The sequence below is a fragment of the Nocardioides faecalis genome (genome assembly GCF_018388425.1).
Classification (GTDB): Bacteria; Actinomycetota; Actinomycetes; order Propionibacteriales; family Nocardioidaceae; genus Nocardioides; species Nocardioides faecalis.
In genome coordinates, this window is sequence record NZ_CP074406.1 from 1,095,395 (window position 1) to 1,111,509 (window position 16,115).

Below are 16,115 nucleotides of genomic sequence, written 5' to 3' on the forward strand. Positions count from 1 at the left end.
GTCGGTGCTCGTGGGCGTGCTCGTGGCGGTGATCGGGGCGCGGGCTGCGGCCAGGCGTGCTGGCGGGCTCAGCGGACGGCGCCGCGGGAGCGGAGCTCCGCGACGTCCTCGGGGGTGATCCCGAGGCTGTCCAGCACGACGTCGGTGTCGGCGCCGAGGTCCCGGCCGGTGAACCGGATCGAGCCCGGCGTCTCCGACATCCGCCACATCACGTTGTGCTGCAGGACGCGGCCGAAGTCGGCGTCCTCGACCTCGACGAGCATCTCGGTCTCGCGCACGTGCGGGTCCTCGACGAGGTCCTGGGCGGTGTAGATCGGCGCGATCGCGGCACCGGCCTCGGTGAAGGCGTCGACGACCTCCTCGCGGGTGCGGGCGGCGATCCAGGAGCCGACCATCTCGTCGAGCTCGTCGGCGTGCTGTGCCCGGCTGTGGCCGGCGGCGAACCAGGGCTCGTCGATGACCTCGGGGTGCCCGACCAGGCGCATCACCCGCTCGGCGATGGCCTGGGCGCTGGTGGAGATGGCGACCCACTGGTCGTCGGAGGTGCGGTAGGTGTTGCGCGGGGCGTTGTTGGTGGAGCGGTTGCCGTGGCGCATGCCGACCTCGCCGGTCTGCTGGTAGACCGTGGGGCCGGGGCCGACCGCGGTCATCAGCGGGCTGAGCAGGTCGAGGTCGATGACCTGGCCCTTGCCGCCGTTGCGCTCGCGGGCGAAGAGCGCCATCGAGACCGCGGAGGAGGCGGCGATGCCGGCGATGGAGTCCGCCAGGCCGAAGGCCGGCAGGGTGGGCGGGCCGTCGGCCTCACCGGTCAGGTGCGCGAAGCCGCTCATCGCCTCGGCGAGGGTGCCGAAGCCGGCGCGCGAGGAGTAGGGGCCCTTCTGGCCGAACCCGGTCACCCGGAGCACGATCAGGCCGGGGTTGAGCTCGTGCAGCACCTCGGGGCCGATGCCCCAGCGCTCCAGGGTGCCGGGACGGAAGTTCTCCACCACCACGTCGGCCTGGGAGGCCAGCGCCTTGAAGATGTCGGCGCCGTCGGGGTTGGAGAGGCTGAGCCCGAGGGTCTGCTTGTTGCGGCTGATCTCCTTCCACCAGATCGGCGTGCCGTCCTTGGCAGGGCCGTGGCCGCGCATGCCGTCCCCGGCCTTGGGGTGCTCGATCTTGATCACGTCCGCACCGAAGTCGCCGAGGATCTGGCAGGCCAGCGGCCCGGCGAGGATGGTGGATGCGTCCAGGACTCGAATACCGGTCAGGGGACCCTGGGTCATGTTCGTCCTCGGGGGGTGGGGATCAGGTCAGCCGATCATATATCATCTATGACTGTGACTGAGGTGGACGTCGTCGTCGTCGGAGCCGGTGCTGCTGGGATGGCCTGCGCCATCCACGCCGCACGCGGCGGGGCCAAGGTGCTGCTGGTGGACAAGGACCGCCGCCTGGGAGGCACGCTGCACCTCAGCGGGGGCCACCTTGCCGCGGGCGGCACGCCGCAGCAAGCGGCGCTCGGCATCGAGGACTCACCCGAGGCCCACCTCGAGGACGTCCGCCGGATCAGCCGGGGCAGCGCGCGGGAGGACCTGGTGGGCACCGTGACCGCGCACGCCCCCGGCACCATCGCCTGGCTCGCCGACGCCGGCTTCAACTTCTCCCCGGAGACCCCGCGCATCGTCTACGGCCACGAGCCCTACCGCACCGCCCGCACCTACTACGGCGTCGACGAGGGGATGTCGATCCTCACCGTCCTCGAGGCCGAGCTCGAGGCGACCCAGGCCGAGGCCGACCTCGAGGTCTGGCTCGGCGCGGCCGTGGTCGACCTCGTCGAAGGCGCCGACGGGATCGCCGGGGTGCACCTGGACCGCTCCGGCAAGGACGAGCAGGTCCGCGCCCGCGCCGTCGTCCTCGCCACCGGCGGGTACGGCGCCGACCCCGAGCTGTTCACCGAGATGCACGGCGCGCCGCTGGTCTCCGCGGCCGCCAAGACCTCCACCGGCGACGGCATCCACCTCGGCATGTCCGTGGGCGCCGCGCTGCAGGGGGAGGGCACCTACCTGCCCACCTTCGGCGGCCTGCCCGACCCGGTCTCCCCGGGCCGGGCCAACTGGAACGACCGGCAGCGCCTGACCAGCGAGCGACCGCCGTGGGAGATCTACGTCGACCGCGACGGCAAGCGCTGGATCGCCGAGGACGAGGAGTCCATCGACGAGAAGGAGCGCGCCCTGGTCGGCGTCGGTGACCAGACGTTCTGGACCGTCTTCGACGACGCGGCGCTCGCCCAGGCGACCGGCGACCTGCAGATCGTGGTCGGCAAGGAGCCCGACGAGGTGCGTGCCATGGCCAACACCCGGCCCGGCGTGCACTCCGCCGCCACGATCGGTGAGCTCGCGGCCAAGGCGGGCATCGACCCGGCCGGGCTCGAGGCGGAGGTGGCGTCGTACAACGCGGCGGTGGCGGCGGGCGTCGACGAGAAGTTCGGCCGAGTGCACCTGCCCGCCCCGATCGCGGCCGGGCCGTTCTATGCGATCCGCAACCACGCGATCACCCTGGTCACCTTCGTCGGCCTCGACATCGACGCCGACTGCGGGGTGCGCGCCGAGGACGGCAGCACCATCTCGGGCCTGTACGCCGTCGGCGAGGTCATCGGCGCCGGCGCCACCTGCGGCAACAGCTTCTGCTCCGGCATGCTGCTGACGCCCGCGCTGACCCTGGGCCGGCTGCTCGGTGCCCGGCTGGCCAGCCAGGTCGCGGCACCGGTCACCGCGTGAACCTCGCCTGGGCCTCGCCCGCGGCTCATCTGCGTCGCGCCTGAGTCGCATCTGAGTGTCACTGGACACCCGCCTCAGCCCTCCGGGCGGGGCGGGTGTCCGTCGTTCGCGCCGGCTTCGCGGTGGAAGGTCTTGTATGGCAACCTGATCGGTAAAGTTTCTCATCGATCAGCACTTGCGAGGTCCTCATGTGGTTGCTGGCTGCCTTCGCGCTCGCCGGTGGACTGGCGCAGCTGGTCGACGGCACCCTCGGCATGGGTTTCGGGGTCACCTCCGCCACCGTGCTGCTCGCCCTGGGCGTCGCGCCGGCGACCGCGAGCGCTGCGACGCACGTGGCGAAGATGCCCACCACACTGGTCTCCGGGCTCTCCCACTGGCGTGCCGGCAACGTCGACCGCAAGGTGCTGATCCGGGTTGCGATCCCCGGTGCCATCGGCGGCTTCCTCGGCGCGGTGGTGCTGACCTCGATCAGCCTGGCCGCGGCCAAGTCCTCGATGGCGGCCCTGCTGCTGTTCTTCGGCTTCGTGATCCTGGTGCGCTTCGGCTTCGGCCTCCGGATCATCCCGGTGCCCAAGTCCGGCAGCACGCTGCGCTGGCTGGGGCCGATCGGCCTGCTCGGCGGCTTCGTCGACGCCACTGGCGGCGGGGGCTGGGGGCCGGTGGTCACGCCCAGCCTGATGACGGTGACCCGCCACGAGCCCCGCAAGGTCGTCGGTACGACGAACGCGGCCGAGTTCATCGTCGCGCTGTCGGTCTCCAGCGGCTTCATCACCGGCGCCGTGCACCAGGACATCCCCTGGCTACCGGTCATCGGTCTGATCGTCGGCGGCGTCATCGCCGCGCCGATCGCGGCCCGGCTCGCCGGCCGGCTGCCGCACGCGCCCATGGGCACGCTGGTCGGCGGCATGGTGATCCTGGTGAACGCCGTGACCATCATCGACGCCCTGGGCGACCTCCCCGGCTGGCTCGACGCCGTGCTCATGGTGGCCTGGCTGGCGCTCGTCGGCCGGCTGGCGTGGGGTGCCTGGGGCCGTGAGAAGCGCGAGGCCGACCCCGTGGTGGACGAGACCCGCGTCGCGGTCGACTGACGCCGGCGCCTCCTTTCCGCGTTCCACGCCTCCGGGGCTCGTCGCGTCGTACGCTCCCGCGCATGGCCGAAGCGACGTGCGGTGTCGGCGCCGCTCGGTGCACCCGCCGGGAACGTGGAGACCTTCATCGAGGTGTCGTTCAAGCTGGGGGACAAGGAGTGGCGACCCGACGGGCTGATCAGGGTGAAGCGGGGCGCCCGGACCTGGGTCGCTCTCGTCGAGGTGAAGACCGGCAAGAACGCCTTGAGGCACCTTTCCTGGGCGGACCTGCTCAGTGCGGCGGTCCTGCAGAAGGAGCATCGCGGTGTGTCGGACCCGGAACAAGCTTGGATCCTCGGTGAGCTGATCCGGTACCTCGAGCACCCGAAGTCCGGCGCGCTGGAGTTCGACGACATGGGTGGCGACTGGGTCGGGGTGCGTGAGGCGGTCGCAGCGGGGACGTTGCGAGCCTCGGACAGGTCCGTCCCTGATGTCGTTGCCCGATTCGACGCATTGCTGCGATACGTCGCCCTGCACTTGGGGCGCCGGTTGGGGACCGATGTCACGGTGCAGCTGAGTCGCAAGGAACGTGCCGACCCGAGCCTGCGGGCCCAAGCACTCAAGAGCCTGCTCGCCGACACGGGAACGCTCGAGGGACTCATCCGGATCCCTGACACCGTCGGCGACATCAAGGTCGTCGCGGATCTTCGCTCGGGCAAGGTGACGTGTGAGCTCACGGTCGAGGCGCCGAAGGCGGGGCGGCCGACGACGAGGGTCAACTGGCTCGTCCGGCAGCTGCGCGAGGCGCCCGGAACGCTGCGGATCGAGGCGTCCGTGGTGAACCAGCGGGGGCCGGGTATGGCCGAGCCGTTGAGCGTCGTGCGCGAGGACCCGGCTGCGCTCGTCCAGGACGGAAGCCGCGATCTCAAGGCGTTCGCCATCGCGCAGACGTCGCCGATGGGCACGAAGCGCGGGCGTGGACGAGGCGCCTTCATCGACTCGGTCATCGTCGCAGTGGACACCTTCTATGAGGGGGTCGTGCAGAACCTCAAGGCGTGGTCTGCGGCGCCGCCGAAGCTGCGCGAAGAGGTCGACCCTCCGGGCAGTGTTCGTCCCGACCTGTCCTCGACCGCCTTGTCGTCACAAGACGGCGCGGAGCCGACGGCGTCCGCTGCGACCACAGTCAAGCCTGTCGCCGACGGCGGCAGTGCCGGGCAAGAACAGTGAAAAGTGCGCCTCTCGCACTAGAACACATGTTCGATTAATGGTAGGATCGACCGTAGGTCGAGCGCTCCCGCTCGACGTGTGACCCACCGTTCCGGGGAGGTCGATCGCAGTGACCGCTGGTGTTCTCACCCGCCACCCCGTGCTGGAGGCTGCCGGGCAGATGCGTCGGGTCCTGGGCGAGGTGGCGGACGTCGAGTCGCTGTTCATGGCGACTGCCGACAAGGAAGCCGCGCTGCGTGAGCTCACCCGGGTTGAGGCGCAGGTCGCCGAGCTGAGGCTGCGGGTGTTGGCCTCGGCGGACGACGTCGCGGCAGTGCACGGCGTCCGCGATGCCGGCGCCTGGATCGCCCACGCCACCCACACCGACCCACAAACGGCACGAGCGGACTGGAAGCTGGCGAAAGCGCTCGAGCACCGGCCTGTAGTGGCGGCGGGCATGCGGGAGGGGCGGGTTTCGGCGGCGCAGGCTCGCGTCATCACCACGGGCCTCGACGAGCTGCCCACCGAGCTCGGACCCGAGACCGTCGCCGGTGCGGAGCTGACCTTGGTCGGCTACTGCACCGAGTTCGGTCCCAAGGACCTGCGGCGTCTGGCGCGGCGCATCCTCGAGGTCGTCGCCCCCGACGTCGCCGACGCCGAGGAAGGAAAGCGACTCGAGGACGAGGAACGCCGCGCCCGCGAGAAGGCCACGCTGAGCCTGAGGGACCTCGGCGACGGCCGCACGCGCCTGTCCGGCGTGCTTCCGACCACGGTCGCGAACCGGTTGCGGACCTACCTCGACGCCTACACCTCACCCCGCCAACCCACACCAGACGACGGGAGTGGCGATCGGCGCGGATCGAGCAGCGGCACCGGAGAGTTCCTTCCGCGGCACCGCGCGAACGCCCACGCGTTCGAGGCCCTGCTCGACCTCATCGACCCCGACCGGCTGCCCGAGCACGGCGGGGACGCCACCACCGTGATCGTCACGCTGTCCCACGAGCAGCTGCTCACCGACCTCGCCACCGCGATCACGCTCACCGGTGGCGGCGCCGACCCCATCTCCGCGAGCGAAGCGCGCAGGCTGGCCTGCCAGGCCGCGATCATTCCCCAGGTGCTCGGCGGTAGATCCGAGGTCCTCGACCAGGGTCGAGCCCAACGCCTGTTCACCAAGGCCCAACGCAAAGCCCTCAAAGCCCGCGACCGCCGCTGCCGCGCCGAAGGCTGCACCATCCCCGCTGCCTGGACCGAGGCCCACCACCTCCAACCCTGGTCCCACGGCGGGCCCACCGACCTCACCAACGGCGTCTGTCTGTGCAGCCACCATCACCATCGCGCCCACGACCCCACCTACACGATGCAGGTCCTGCCCAACGGCGACTACCGGTTCACCAAGCGCTCCTGACGAGTCGGGACGGTCCCGATCAGCGCCCAACGCGCGCCGCAGGATGAGGACCGCAGGCAGACTCCGAGCATGCGCGCCCCCTGGCGCCCGTACGGCGTCCTGCCTCTCTCGCGGCACCGGGCACCGGTCGCGCTGTCGCTGTCCACGGACGTGCAGCAGGTCCATGAGGACCGTGAGCCGGAGCCCTTGGCCTCGGACGAAGCGGCGTTCACGGAGGTCGCCCGCACGAGGTGAGGGCAGGGCTGGCCCCTCGAGGTTCCGCCTAGGCAGGCGATCCCACGGCTGCCTGCACCGCCAGCAGTCGCTCGCACTCCGCGATCAGGGCGGCCCGCAGCGGCGCCGCCCGCTCGGCGAAGTCGCGCTGTGCGGCGACGTACTCGGCCTTGCCCTCCGGCGTCTCGATCCGCACCGGCTCGAACCCCAGGTCCGCCAGGTCGTACGGCGCCGCGCGCATGTCGAGGGTGCGGATGTCCCAGGCCAGCTCGAAGCAGTCGGCGACGAGGTCGGAGCAGATCATCGGCGAGAGCCGGAAGGCGTGCCTGTACAGGTCCCTTCTCACGCGATCCGCAGGCTTCTGCGATACGGCGCTGGGGACCGGATCTGACGGAGTGGCGATTGCGTCGGAGCCCTGCGGCAGAGTGTGACGCCCACCACCTGTAAGGAGAATCTGATGGATCTGAAAGTCGATATCAATTGCCCTGAGTGCGAGTCGGCCCTGACTGTGACCATGCGCGACGTGGCTAACGGGCGCACAGTGCGGTGCCCTCGTGGCCATGCCATCACGCTCGTGGATGAGGGGCGTGGTGCCCGTCAGGCGCAGCGGTCGATGGACGACCTCGACAAGGCGCTCAAGAACCTCGGCAAACGCCGTTGATCTACTGCGCCAGTAGAGCGGTGGTCAGATGCCGAGCGCGCCGCTTGCTGCGTTTCCGAGGACGCCGCCCAGCGCCCCAGTGCTCAATTCGCCGAGGAACGGGTACAGCCGGGCCAAGGCTCGCTGAGCCCGCGACGGGTCTTCGCGTTGCGTGATGTCATCGAGGAGGTCCTCGGTCTCGGGAGGAAGGCTCAGCACGCTCAGGGCTTGGCGGATTGCTTCGGCGACCTGGATCGCTGCTTCGTGATCGAAGGACTCCATCGTTGCCGTCGCGGTGCTGTGCCTGCCGAGTGCGGCGGCGACGTTGTTACCCGTTCCGTGGACGTTGATCGTGGGGCCGACGGACGTGAGGGCGGGCTTGAGGAACTCGGTGATCGACGAGCCGGAGTCAATACACTCTCGTCCGAACTCTGTGATCTCGAACTGGAAGTGCGGTTCGCCCCATGCGTTGCCGGATATCAGGAGACCTTTCTGCATTAGGTACTCGGCAGCCTGGGCACTTTCCTCCATAGAGAATGGGAGGCCGTCCGCGCTGCCGGGGAAGTCGCGACGCGCAAGGCGACCCCCAGTGTCCGCCCACCTGAGGAGTTGGGTACGGCACTCGCTACGTCGGTATGCCCGATCGGTTCGCCTGGAGCGTGCCTCTTGGACGATTCTGCGGCCCTCGGGTTCGATGTAGTAACCCGCAACCATTCGGAGATCGGCACGGATCAGGCCGCGATCCTTGAGGCTGGCGGCTGTTGCACGGCCCAGGTCGTCGGTGTCGGCCGTCCCCCAAGCGCCGAAGGCGTCAGCGGGGCCACCGGATGCTTCGCAGGCGTCGTAAATGAACTCAAGCATCCTGATGTCCAGATCGTCTTGCATGCCAGAAGTGTGCCCGAGATGGTCGATGTGGTGATGCAACTTAGGTGAGCGCAGGAGTGGACGGACGGGTCTGCTGCACGAACCGAGACCGGGTGCTTCACGTGGGCCTCGCGCCGCGCGAGATGTCCGACGACGTAGCCGTCGATGCGCCGGGCGTGTGCCGCTGCCCGCTCCTGCGCATTCACGACGCACGGTGCTAGGTCGCTAGGGGAGTTGAGTCCCCGATAGTGGTGTAGCGCGGTCGCCGGGATCGTCATCGGCGTGTACGGAAGACGTAGATGCGGCCACCGCGTGATCCTTCGAGTGAACCTCTCACAGCACCCTCGAACGGAGTCATCACGATGACCGCACCACACATTGTCGACCCTGCTGGCCTGCTTGGTGAAGCCCTGGCTGAGGCGAGTCCGGATCTGATGCGCAGCCTGCTGCAGACGATCATCAACGCACTGTTGTCCGCCGACGCCGACGCGGTGGTCGGCGCCGAGTATGGCCGCCCGGATCCGGGTCGGGTCGCGCAGCGCAACGGCTACCGCCGCCGCCCGCTGGACACCAGGGTTGGCACCATCGACGTCGCGATCCCCAAACTCAGGAAGGGCACCTACTTCCCGGAGTGGCTCCTCGAGCGCCGCAAGCGCTCGGAGTCCGCGCTGATCACCGTGGTGGCTGACTGCTACCTCGCCGGCGTAAGCACGCGGCGGATGGACAAGCTGGTCAAGAGCCTGGGCATCGACTCGTTGAGCAAGTCCCAGGTGTCGCGGATGGCCGCCGAGCTCGACGAGCACGTCGAGGAGTTCCGCCACCGACCCCTCGACACCGCCGGCCCGTTCACCTTCGTCGCCGCCGACGCGCTGACGATGAAGGTCCGCGAGGGCGGCCGGGTCATCAACGCCGTGGTGCTGCTCGCGACCGGCGTCAATGGTGATGGGCACCGCGAGGTTCTCGGCATGCGCGTGGCTACCAGTGAGACCGGGGCGGCGTGGAACGAGTTCTTCGCCGACCTCGTCGCCCGCGGCCTGACCGGGGTCCGGCTGGTCACCTCAGACGCCCACCAAGGGCTGGTCGAGGCGGTCGCGGCCAACCTGCCCGGCGCCGCCTGGCAACGCTGCCGCACCCACTACGCCGCCAACCTCATGTCCGCCACCCCGAAAGCGATGTGGCCGGCGGTGAAGGCGATGCTGCACAGCGTCTACGACCAGCCAGATCGGCCGGCGGTACACGCCCAGTTCGACCGGCTCCTGGACTACGTCGACGACAAGCTGCCCGAAGTCCACGACCACCTCGACGTGGCGCGTGCCGACATCCTTGCGTTCACCGAGTTCCCCAAGGACGTGTGGACCCAGATCTGGTCCAACAACCCGGCCGAGCGCCTCAACCGCGAGATCCGACGCCGCACCGACGCCGTGGGGATCTTCCCCACCCGCGAGGCCATCGTGCGCCTGGTCGGTGCTGTCCTGGCCGAGCAGACCGATGAGTGGGCCGAAGGCCGCCGCTACCTCGGACTCGACCTCCTCGCCCGCTGCCGCGTCAACCTCGTTCCCACCACCGAACCCGAGATCGGAGCTGATCAACTGCCCGCCCTGACCGCCTGAACCATCAAGAAGGAGAACGCAGCGCTACACCACTACCGGGGACTTGACCGCTAGGGGACGCAGCACGCTAGACGGCGAGCGGCGCTGTTCCGCGAGTCAACGTAAGGTCTTCCCCCGGCTCCTGACCCGTTCGAGGCGATATGGAGTGCGCTCGACATGGGCCAACTAGTGGTTCTCGACGGCGCCAGAGTCTGTCCTCCAGATCACAGAGCCTCGCCCTGGCGGAGCGAAGCTCGAGAGGTTTCAGTAGCGTCCGAGGAACGCGTCAGCCCCCTCGTAGCTGGTGTAGAACTGAGACCCGTCGGAACGGGTGCAGAGCACGTCGTTGTCCCAGTTGTAGTCGTACGAGGTCACGTCCCGGCACGCCCCGGGGACGTCTTCGGGTTCACGCCAAGGGTCTGGGCCGGGCGGAACTGACGGGGGTTCGAACGGCGTGTCTGGGGCGTCGGGCTCCGTGTGCTCCCAGGGCGCTGGCTCCCGGCGCTTCTTCGCTGTGCCCTGTGTCCAGAACGGGGCATCGGGGTCATCTGGTTCACTCTCGGCGTTCTTGGCGGGCGGCGGTGCGCAGACACGGATTTTCCGTTTCGGTTGCGGTAGTTCTTGCTTCGCCTCGATCGGTCTGAAGGGCTGCGGGGCGTACCGCTTGCGGCACTCTTTCTCGACAACGGGAATGTTCAGTCGGGCAACGACCAGGGCAGTGTCTGCCGGTACCAGCGCCGGCGAATCGAAGCGCCACACGGACTCGGCCGTGCCTGCTTCCGTGGAATAGAGGTGCCCGATTGGGACCCCCGGAAGGAGGGCGGGGCTTCTGCCCACAGGTGGTGCCCCGTTCTCGTTCAACCGTCGCTGGACGGTGGGCACGGACACGTTGGAGCGCATGATGACGTACGCGCGGGCGCCGTCGTCGGTGGTGTCAATGCGCAGCGTGCACGCGACGAGATCATCGAGACCTTCAAGCCCTATGCTCGCCAGCGTGACCTGCGCGCCGGCAACAGTTTGGTCGGGATCGTAGGACCGCAGCGTCTCCACCGCCCCTTCGGGGCAGCCAGCAGGCCCCAAGTCGCCGTCACCAAAACTGCAGCCCATCAACCCCAGCGCGAGGGCCCCGACAACACCGCTTCGAAGCAGCGCGGTGCGCAAGCGCCCTGAACTTTTCTCGCAGGTTGCCATTGCGGGGCCGCCATAAGGGATCGCTGGCGGCATGGGCGCCAGCCTATGGCCCGCCACCCGCCTTGCGGGGCGGAATCACATCGCTGGTCAGGGCACTAGGCCAGCACGGGAGAGATCAGCGGCGCGGCGTTGCGGGCTGGGAGACTACTTGGCGCCGTATCCGGCTCCCGTCAAGACCCGTCGGCGCGAGGCCTTTCGGTGGGCCGCACGGTCTCGCTCGCGAGCAAGGAGAAACCTCGACACGCACCGGGTCCTCCCCGGCGTCAACGGCGCCATGCCGGTCGCTGCCCCCGTCGGCGGATTTATCGGAGTCCTTTGCGGGCGGTTCACGTTGAGGCCGACCGGCGTCACCACCAGTTCGCGACTTCCCGCTGATGTCCGTCATCTCTCGCCAGAGGCCATCTCGTGCCCGTCGTGCTGATGCTCGACCACATGGGTCGCGCTGCGCGGAGAATGTGGGACTCCGGGCCGGAGGCGTGCGGCGGTCCGATCATCACTCGCTGCCCATCAGGCATCAACATGGTCTGTCCCGGGACCTGGTTCGGCGTGGCTTCTAGGGGCCTGATCCGCCCGGCAACGAGCCCGTTACTGCGTGACAGCCAGCAGCCACTCGCACTCGGCGATCAGCCGCGAGCGCAGCGGCGCCGCCCGCTCGGCGAAGTCGCGCTGCGCGGCGACGTACTCGGCCTTGCCCTCCGGCGTCTCGATCCGCACCGGCTCGAACCCCAGGTCCGCCAGGTCGTACGGCGCCGCGCGCATGTCGAGGGTGCGGATGTCCCAAGCCAGCTCGAAGGCCTCGGCGACGAGGTCCGAGCAGATCATCGGGGAGAGCCGGAAGGCGTGCTTGTACAGGTCCATCCCGGCGTGCAGGCAGGCCGGCTGCTCGAAGTCCGCGCGGTCGTCGCGGCCGGGGGAGAGGGTGTTCAGGGGGCGTGCCGGGGGAGTGAAGAACCGGTAGGCGTCGAAGTGCGAGCAGGCGATCTTGTGGCCCTCGACGACCTCGTCGGTGCCGGCGGCGCCGAGGCGCAGCGGCCAGTCCGCGTGCCGCGTCTGGTCCTCGGTGAGCCGGTAGACCATCGCCCACTCGTGCAGCCCGAAGCAGCCGAAGTGCGGCGTGCGGTCCGCGGTGGCGCGCAGCAGCCGGTGCAGTGCGAGCAGCAGCGGCCGCTGGCCCATCACGTACGACGCCGCGACGCTCGCCCCGCCGCCGGCCGTGGCCTCGTACGCCTTCGCGCCCAGGTGGTCGGCCGCGTGCTCGGCCGGCACCTCGACCCCGAACCCGGGGTGCCAGCGGCGCAGCTGGGCCGGCCGGTGGGAGTAGTAGGTGAACAGGAAGTCGAAGACCGGGTGCTTCACGTGGGCCTCGCGCCGCGCCAGGTGAGGGGCGACGTAGGCGTCGATGCGCTGGGCGTGTGCCGCTGCCCGTTCCCGCCACTCCTGCGCATTCACGACGCACGATGCTAGGTCGATAGGCTCGGCAGGTGCGCATCGTCAGATTCACCCAGGGTGAGGACCCCTCCTACGGCGTCCTCACCGGCGACCTCGACGACTACGGCCAGCCGGCCGAGGACGCGGTGATCGTCGGCCTCGCCGGGGACCCGCTCTACGTCGGTCTCAAGCTGCTCGACAAGGAGTACAGCCTCGCCGACGTGCGGCTGCTGGCGCCGGTGCTGCCGCGCAGCAAGGTCGTCGGGATCGGCAAGAACTACGCCGCGCACGCTGCCGAGATGGGCAGCGAGGCGCCCGCCGAGCCGCTGATCTTCCTCAAGCCCAACACGAGCGTGATCGGCCCCGGCGACGCCATCGCCTACCCGCGCCAGTCGACCAACGTGCACTACGAGGGCGAGCTCGCCGTCGTGATCGGCCGGATCTGCCGCGACGTCCCCGCCGAGAAGGCGACCGACGTCATCCACGGCTACACCATCGCCAACGACGTGACGGCGCGCGACCTGCAGGCCTCCGACGTGCAGTTCACCCGCGCCAAGGGCTTCGACACGTTCTGCCCGCTCGGGCCGTGGATCGAGACCGACCTGGACCCCCACGACTTCAACGAGGGGCGCCGCGTCCAGACCTTCGTCAACGGCGACGTCGTGCAGGACGGCACGACCGCCGACATGATCCACGACATCCCGACGCTCATCGCCTACGTCAGCAGCGTGATGACGCTGCTGCCCGGCGACGTCATCCTCACCGGCACCCCCGAGGGTGTCGGCCCGCTCCAGGTCGGTGACGAGGTGGAGATCTCCATCGACGGCCTGGGAACCCTCACGAACAAGGTGGAAGCACGCGCATGACGGACTCGACTGGCTCAGCAGGCTCGACCATCGACGGCGTCCGGGTCCGGATCGCCCCCTCGCCGACCGGCAGCCCGCACGTCGGCCTGATCCGCACGGCGCTGTTCAACTGGGCCTTCGCCCGCCACCACGGCGGCACGTTCGTCTTCCGCATCGAGGACACCGACCGCGAGCGCAGCACGGACGAGTCGCTCCACTCGATCATCGAGCTGATGCACTGGCTCGGCCTGACCTGGGACGAGGGCCCGGAGGTCGGCGGCCCGCACGGGCCGTACAAGCAGAGCGAGCGTGGCGAGCTGTACGCCGACGCGCTGGCGCGGCTGCGCGAGAGCCGGTTCACCTACGACTGCTACTGCACCAACGACGAGGCCGCCGCACGCCGCAAGGCCGCCGGCTCCAAGGTGCAGGGCTACGACGGCTTCTGCCGCGAGCTCAGCGAGGAGCAGGTCGCCGCGTTCGTCGCCGAGGGCCGCAAGCCGGTCGTCAGGTTCCGGATGCCCGACGGCTCGATCACCTGGGACGACCTGGTCCGCGGCGAGGTCACCTTCGAGACCGAGTTCGTGCCGGACTACGCGCTGTGCCGCGCCAACGGCGACCCGCTGTACACGCTGGTCAACCCGGTCGACGACGCGCTCATGGAGATCACCCACGTGCTGCGCGGTGAGGACCTGCTGTCCTCCACGCCGCGCCAGATCGCCCTCTACGAGGCGCTCAAGGAGATCGGCATCGCGAAGGTGACGCCGCAGTTCGGCCACCTGCCCTACGTGATGGGGGAGGGCAACAAGAAGCTCTCCAAGCGCGACCCGGAGGCGCACGCGCTGGCCTACCGCGACCAGGGCTACCTGCCGGAGGGCCTGCTGAACTACCTGGCGCTGCTCGGCTGGTCGATCGCCGCCGACCGCGACATCTTCACCCTCGACGAGATGGTCGCCGCTTTCGACATCCGCGACGTGGTGCCGAACCCGGCCCGCTTCGACCTGAAGAAGGCCGACGCGATCAACGCCGCCCACATGCGGCGGCTGTCCACCGACGAGATCACCCACCGCGCGCTGCCGTTCCTCAAGCGCGACGGCGTCGTCTCCGACCCGGTCACCGACGCCGACGCGCAGCTGCTCGAGCTGGCGATGCCCCTGGTCGCGGAGCGGATCAACAAGCTCGCCGAGGCCAGCGCGATGCTCGGCTTCCTCTTCGTCGCCGACGAGGAGTTCAGCGTCGACGAGACCGACGCGGCCAAGCTGCTCGACGACAAGGGCCTCGAGGTCGTGCGTGCGTCGTACGACGCCCTGACGGGGCTGTCCACGTGGTCCACCGAGGCGATCCAGACCGCGCTGCAGACGGCGCTGGTCGAGGGCCTCGGGCTCAAGCCGCGCAACGCGTTCGGACCGGTCCGGGTGGCCGTCACGGGCCGGCGGATCTCGCCGCCGCTGTTCGAGTCGATGGAGCTGCTCGGCCGCGAGCGCAGCCTGGCCCGGCTGCAGCGCGCCCTCGGCTGAGCGGCATGGACGCCGGCCTGCGCTACGACCAGCTGCAGCGGCTCGGCCCCCGCGCGCCGTGGCGTCCGCTCCTCGGGGTGCTGATGCTGGGGGCGCTGGTCTTCGGCGCCCAGCTGGTGCTCAGCGTGCTGGTCGGGGTCGTGCTGTTCCTGACCGGCACCCCGCTCGACGAGGTCGGCGACGAGCTGCTCGGCGACCCGGTCACCCCGGCGTTCCTGGCGCTGGTCAACCTCGGCTGGGCCGTGGCCATCCCGGCGGTCTGGCTCGTCGGGCTGGCCCTGCACCGCCAGCGCCCCGGCTGGCTGGCGTCCGTGGCGGGCCGCATCCGCTGGCGGTGGCTGCTGGTCTGCCTGGGCCTGTCCGTCCTCGCGCTGCTGCTCACCCTCGGGGTGGCGGCCCTGCTGCCGGTGGAGGCCACCGAGGGCATGGAGGCCGACACCGGCCTGAACCCCTGGTCCAGCACGGTGCGCGACTTCGTGCTGGTGGTGCTCCTGCTCACCCCGCTGCAGGCGGCGGGCGAGGAGTACGTGTTCCGCGGCTACCTCACCCAGGCGTTCGGCGGCCTGTTCGGTCGCTGGGGGGACCGGCTGGGTGCGGTGGTGGCCGTCGTCGTACCGGCCCTGCTCTTCGCGCTCGCCCACGGCCTGGGGCAGGACCTTCCGGTGTTCTTCGACCGGTTCGCCTTCGGCCTGGTCGCCGGCACCCTGGTGCTGCTCACCGGCGGGCTGGAGGCGGGCATCGCCATGCACGTGCTGAACAACTTCCTCGCCTTCGGCGTCGCGCTCGCCTTCGGCGACATGACCGCCGCGCTCAACCCGACCGGCGGCTCGTGGTGGACCATCCTGTCCACCCTGACGCAGTCGGTGGGCTACCTGCTCCTCGCGCTCTGGGGCGCGCGCCGGATGGGGGTCCTGGACCGGACGACGAGAAGCGGAGGCGGGGCCATTTTGGAGCCGCGGCAGCGGCCCGTGTAATGTTCCGGGTCGGTCGATCTCCCCGGAGAGAAGCCGGAAAACCATGGTCTATGGTGTAATTGGCAGCACGACTGGTTCTGGTCCAGTTAGTCTAGGTTCGAGTCCTAGTAGACCAGCGAGTTCTAGCGAGAACCGCGAAGGCAGGCCCGATTTGGACCGGCCGGAACAGCCCCGCTAGAGTTCACGAGTCGCAAGCGGCCCGCAAGGGAAGCAAGTGACGGGCCCCCGTTGTGTAGCGGCCTAGCACACCGCCCTCTCACGGCGGCAGCGCCGGTTCGAATCCGGTCGGGGGTACCGAGAGCGAAGGCTCCTGGTCGGCGGAAGCTGACCGGGAGCCTTCGTCGTTTTCCCGTTCCTGCGCAGAACGGCGACGCCAGGACAGGGCCGGAACGTCGTGTCCGATTCCCGCCAGCCGATGTCGGC

At 69.7% G+C, this 16,115-nt stretch carries 15 protein-coding genes and 2 tRNA genes; 12 read left to right on the top strand and 5 right to left on the bottom strand.

Annotation, left to right across the window (positions count from 1 at the left end; translation table 11 throughout):
• Window positions 1-68: 68 nt before the first annotated feature.
• Complete coding sequence (locus KG111_RS05025; RefSeq protein WP_205290471.1) at window positions 69-1,265, bottom strand: CaiB/BaiF CoA transferase family protein; 1,197 nt, start codon at window positions 1,263-1,265, stop codon at window positions 69-71.
• 48 nt (window positions 1,266-1,313) lie between these two features.
• Here KG111_RS05025 and KG111_RS05030 point away from each other — a divergent pair, with 48 nt between their 5' ends.
• The 5 genes from KG111_RS05030 to KG111_RS05050 all read left to right on the top strand — a co-directional run bounded on the left by KG111_RS05030 (window position 1,314) and on the right by KG111_RS05050 (window position 6,668).
• Entirely contained in the window at window positions 1,314-2,756 is a 1,443-nt protein-coding gene (locus KG111_RS05030; protein WP_205290470.1) for an FAD-dependent oxidoreductase, read from the top strand.
• A gap of 188 nt (window positions 2,757-2,944) precedes the next feature.
• The gene (locus KG111_RS05035) at window positions 2,945-3,844 is read left to right on the top strand and encodes a sulfite exporter TauE/SafE family protein (protein WP_205290469.1); all 900 of its coding nucleotides are present in this window, start codon (window positions 2,945-2,947) and stop codon (window positions 3,842-3,844) included.
• A gap of 114 nt (window positions 3,845-3,958) precedes the next feature.
• Window positions 3,959-5,050, top strand: coding sequence for a hypothetical protein (locus tag KG111_RS05040; RefSeq protein ID WP_205290468.1), 1,092 nt, complete (start codon window positions 3,959-3,961; stop codon window positions 5,048-5,050).
• Window positions 5,051-5,159: 109 nt separating this feature from the next.
• On the top strand, window positions 5,160-6,434 hold the full coding sequence (locus KG111_RS05045) for an HNH endonuclease signature motif containing protein (protein ID WP_205290467.1): 1,275 nt from the start codon (window positions 5,160-5,162) through the stop codon (window positions 6,432-6,434).
• A gap of 69 nt (window positions 6,435-6,503) precedes the next feature.
• Window positions 6,504-6,668: a hypothetical protein gene (locus KG111_RS05050; RefSeq protein WP_205290466.1), complete on the top strand. Its 165-nt coding sequence runs from the start codon at window positions 6,504-6,506 to the stop codon at window positions 6,666-6,668.
• A gap of 28 nt (window positions 6,669-6,696) precedes the next feature.
• Here KG111_RS05050 and KG111_RS05055 read toward each other — a convergent pair whose 3' ends face one another.
• The gene (locus tag KG111_RS05055; RefSeq protein ID WP_240195436.1) at window positions 6,697-6,951 is read right to left on the bottom strand and encodes a hypothetical protein; all 255 of its coding nucleotides are present in this window, start codon (window positions 6,949-6,951) and stop codon (window positions 6,697-6,699) included.
• A 153-nt stretch (window positions 6,952-7,104) separates the two neighbouring features.
• Here KG111_RS05055 and KG111_RS05060 point away from each other — a divergent pair, with 153 nt between their 5' ends.
• The gene (locus tag KG111_RS05060) at window positions 7,105-7,308 is read left to right on the top strand and encodes an MJ0042-type zinc finger domain-containing protein (RefSeq protein WP_205290465.1); all 204 of its coding nucleotides are present in this window, start codon (window positions 7,105-7,107) and stop codon (window positions 7,306-7,308) included.
• A 24-nt stretch (window positions 7,309-7,332) separates the two neighbouring features.
• On the opposite strand, the gene KG111_RS05065 is transcribed toward KG111_RS05060, so the two are convergent.
• A complete protein-coding gene (locus KG111_RS05065) occupies window positions 7,333-8,172 on the bottom strand; it encodes a hypothetical protein (protein WP_205290464.1) in 840 nt (279 codons plus the stop codon).
• Between the two features lie 341 nt (window positions 8,173-8,513).
• On the opposite strand from KG111_RS05065, the gene KG111_RS05070 reads away from it, so the two are divergent.
• Window positions 8,514-9,761, top strand: coding sequence for an IS256 family transposase (locus KG111_RS05070; RefSeq protein ID WP_205293124.1), 1,248 nt, complete (start codon window positions 8,514-8,516; stop codon window positions 9,759-9,761).
• Window positions 9,762-10,004: 243 nt separating this feature from the next.
• Here KG111_RS05070 and KG111_RS05075 read toward each other — a convergent pair whose 3' ends face one another.
• A complete protein-coding gene (locus KG111_RS05075) occupies window positions 10,005-10,964 on the bottom strand; it encodes a hypothetical protein (protein ID WP_205291762.1) in 960 nt (319 codons plus the stop codon).
• Between the two features lie 552 nt (window positions 10,965-11,516).
• Entirely contained in the window at window positions 11,517-12,380 is an 864-nt protein-coding gene (locus KG111_RS05080) for a 3-methyladenine DNA glycosylase (RefSeq protein WP_249666306.1), read from the bottom strand.
• A gap of 32 nt (window positions 12,381-12,412) precedes the next feature.
• Here KG111_RS05080 and KG111_RS05085 point away from each other — a divergent pair, with 32 nt between their 5' ends.
• From KG111_RS05085 to KG111_RS05105, 5 genes are all read left to right on the top strand, one after another.
• Window positions 12,413-13,225, top strand: coding sequence for a fumarylacetoacetate hydrolase family protein (locus KG111_RS05085; protein WP_205291761.1), 813 nt, complete (start codon window positions 12,413-12,415; stop codon window positions 13,223-13,225).
• Window positions 13,222-14,718, top strand: a complete 1,497-nt coding sequence (gene gltX / locus KG111_RS05090) for a glutamate--tRNA ligase (RefSeq protein WP_205291760.1) — start codon at window positions 13,222-13,224, stop codon at window positions 14,716-14,718. The genes KG111_RS05085 and gltX overlap by 4 nt, the downstream gene beginning before the upstream one ends.
• 5 nt (window positions 14,719-14,723) lie before the next feature.
• Window positions 14,724-15,692, top strand: coding sequence for a CPBP family intramembrane glutamic endopeptidase (locus tag KG111_RS05095; RefSeq protein ID WP_205291759.1), 969 nt, complete (start codon window positions 14,724-14,726; stop codon window positions 15,690-15,692).
• Between the two features lie 44 nt (window positions 15,693-15,736).
• Window positions 15,737-15,808 (top strand) — tRNA-Gln (locus tag KG111_RS05100).
• Between the two features lie 105 nt (window positions 15,809-15,913).
• Window positions 15,914-15,986: transfer RNA gene (locus KG111_RS05105), tRNA-Glu, on the top strand.
• The last annotated feature ends 129 nt before the right edge of the window (window positions 15,987-16,115 follow it).